The organism is Kitasatospora sp. NPDC059571, assembly GCF_042735675.1.
Classification (GTDB): Bacteria; Actinomycetota; Actinomycetes; order Streptomycetales; family Streptomycetaceae; genus Kitasatospora.
The window spans coordinates 1-2439 of the sequence record NZ_JBHWBW010000726.1; the positions used below are offsets into that span (position 1 = coordinate 1).

3 protein-coding genes are annotated in these 2439 nt (G+C 77.7%); 2 read left to right on the forward strand and 1 reads right to left on the reverse strand.

Translation table 11 applies throughout. The features are described from left to right. Positions 1-81: 81 nt before the first annotated feature. Positions 82-900: an alpha/beta hydrolase gene (locus ACFV0G_RS38305; protein ID WP_380558176.1), complete on the reverse strand. Its 819-nt coding sequence runs from the start codon at positions 898-900 to the stop codon at positions 82-84. A 127-nt stretch (positions 901-1027) separates the two neighbouring features. Between ACFV0G_RS38305 and ACFV0G_RS38310 the strand changes: the two genes are divergently transcribed. Next, a complete protein-coding gene (locus tag ACFV0G_RS38310; RefSeq protein WP_380558178.1) occupies positions 1028-1618 on the forward strand; it encodes a TetR/AcrR family transcriptional regulator in 591 nt (196 codons plus the stop codon). Between the two features lie 207 nt (positions 1619-1825). Continuing rightward, positions 1826-2439 (forward strand): 2-dehydropantoate 2-reductase N-terminal domain-containing protein (locus ACFV0G_RS38315; RefSeq protein ID WP_380558181.1); only part of this gene is annotated, 614 nt, incomplete at its 3' end.

A 2439-nucleotide genomic window follows, 5' to 3' on the forward strand; every position in this document is an offset into this window, starting at 1 on the left:
GTCCGCTCCTGCGGACGGCGGGGGCCTTCGGCGTTCCCTGGCGATGCCGTGACGGGCAGGTGCGCCCCCGGGGGTCCCGGCTCAGCGGGTGGCGGCCGGGCGGCGGTGCCGCAGTGCCCAGCCGAGGACGTCGTCGGCGACCTGCTCCCAGCCGGCGTGGAAGGCGGTGCCGTGGTCGCGGTCCGGGTACTCGCGGTACGCCGTGACCGCGGCGGACCGGGCGTAGCGGCGGTGGTTCTCCCGGACGAGGGAGGCCGGGGTGATCCGGTCCAGGCCGCCGGCGACCAGCAGCAGCGGGGCCCGGTCGGGGTTGGCGAAGTCGACCCGGGTGGCGGCCCGGCGGGCCGGGGTGAGGTTGGCGAGGCCGGCCTGGAACATCGGCCGGCCCGGGCCGGGCACGGCGAGGGCGGCGCGCTCGGCGGCGGCCTGCTCCCGGCTGACCGTGCCGGCGAAGGCGTAGTGGAAACCGGCGTCGTCGAGCGCGACGGTGCGGTGCCGGTTGGCCGGGTTGCCGAGGACCGGCCAGGAGGCGCGGAGGGTGGAGAGCGGGAGGCCGAGGACGCCGCGCGGCGGGCCCGGGTGGAGGGCGACGCCGGCCGCGCCGAGGCCGCGGTCGAGCAGGATCTGGGTGACCAGGCCGCCGAAGGAGTGGCCGATGAGGACCGGCGGGGCGGGCAGGGCGCGGACGAAGGCGTCGTAGTGGTCCGCGATCTCGCGGACGCCGAGTCCGGCGGGGGCGCGCTGCGGGTCGCGCTCCTCGTGGAGTTCGGAGATGCCGGGCCAGGCGGGGGCGTGGACGGTGTGCCCGAGCCCCTGGTAGCGGTCGATCCACGGCTGCCAGCTGTGCGGGGTCATCCAGAGTCCGTGGATGAGGACGACATGGGCAGGGGTGTCGGGCACGGCGGGGCTCCTCCGGGGCGGGGCGGACGGGTGAAATCGGTAGACAGACCGTTCTGTCTACATTCTGGGCGGGCCGCTTGCCGCAGGTCAACCCGGACGGGCCGGACGGCCTGTTATGTTGGGCCCCATGGACGCTCGATCAGCACTCGCCGACACTCCTTCGCGCAGGTCAGAGGCGCGGGAGCGGCTGCTGGAGACGGCGTCCGGGCTCTTCTACGCGGAGGGTGTCCAGGCCGTCGGCGTGGACCGGCTGATCGCCGCCGCCGGCGTCACCAAGGCGACCTTCTACCGGCACTTCCCGGGCAAGGACGAGCTCGTCCTCGCCTACCTGCAGCAGCGCGACCGGGACATCCGGGCCCGGTTCGGCGCGGCCGCCGCCACCGTGCACGACCCGCGGCAGACCCTGCAGCTGCTGGTCGACACGCTCGCCGACGAGATCTGCGGCCCCGGCTTCCGCGGCTGTCCGTTCATCAACGCGGCGGCCGAGTACCCGGATCCCGGACACCCCGTGCGGCAGGCCGTGTCCGAGCACCGCCGATGGTTCCGCTCCGCACTCGCCGGGCTGGCCGCCGACTGCGGGCACCCCGAGCCGGACACCGCCGCGGGCATCCTCGTCCTGCTGCGCGACGGCAGCATGGTCGGCGGCTACCTGGACGGCGAGGCCACCCGGGGCCATCTGCGCCGGGCCGCCACCGCCCTGGTCGGCACCGCCTCCTGACCCACCGGGCGCCGACCGACCCCGCACCCGGAGCCGGACGGCGACCGGGCGGCCCGCGGCCGACGAAGGGGACGGCGACCGGGCGGCGACCCCTCGGCGACCGGGCGGCCGGTGATCGCAGCGCCCGCCGGTGACCGCGCGGCCGGCCGGCGCTAGGGTGCTCCGCACGCCCCCCCGAGATCCCCGAGCGCCCCAGGGAGAGCCGCCGTGCCGCCCGAGCCGAACCAGCCGAAGGACCGCCCGCAGGACGAAGCCGCACCGGGCGCCCCGGCCCCACAGCCGGGCCGTCTGCGCATCGCCGTCCTCGGCGCCGGAAGCATCGGCTGCCACGTCGGCGGCCTGCTCTCCGCGGTGGCCGACGTCACGCTGATCGGCCGCCCGGCCGCGATGGCCGTCCTGGCGGACGAGGGCCTGACGCTGACCGGCGGCGGGCGCGCCGCCGTCCGCATCCCCGGCCCGCGGCTGCGGACCGCGACCTCGCCCGACGCCGTCCGCGACGCCGACCTGGTGCTGGTGACGGTCAAGTCGGCGGGCACCGCGGCGGCCGGCGCCGAACTGGCCGGCCGGCTCGCCCCCGGCGCGGCGGTGGTCAGCCTGCAGAACGGTCTGCACAACGCCGAGGTGCTGCGGGCCGCGATCGGCGGCGGGCACCCGGTGATCGCCGGGATGGTCCCGTACAACGTGCTGCAGACCGCGCCCGGCGTCTTCCACCAGGGCTCCGGCGGGGCGCTGATGGTCGAGGCCTCGCCGGGCGCGGGCGCGCGGGGGGGCGCCCCGGGCCCGGCCCGGCCGCCCGGGGGGGCGCGCCCGGGGGGGTTAGA

Bases quoted from the DNA above. Each gene is read 5' to 3' on its own strand.
- ACFV0G_RS38310 (WP_380558178.1), top strand. From the start codon at position 1,028: ATGGACGCTCGATCAGCACTCGCCGACACTCCTTCGCGCAGGTCAGAG.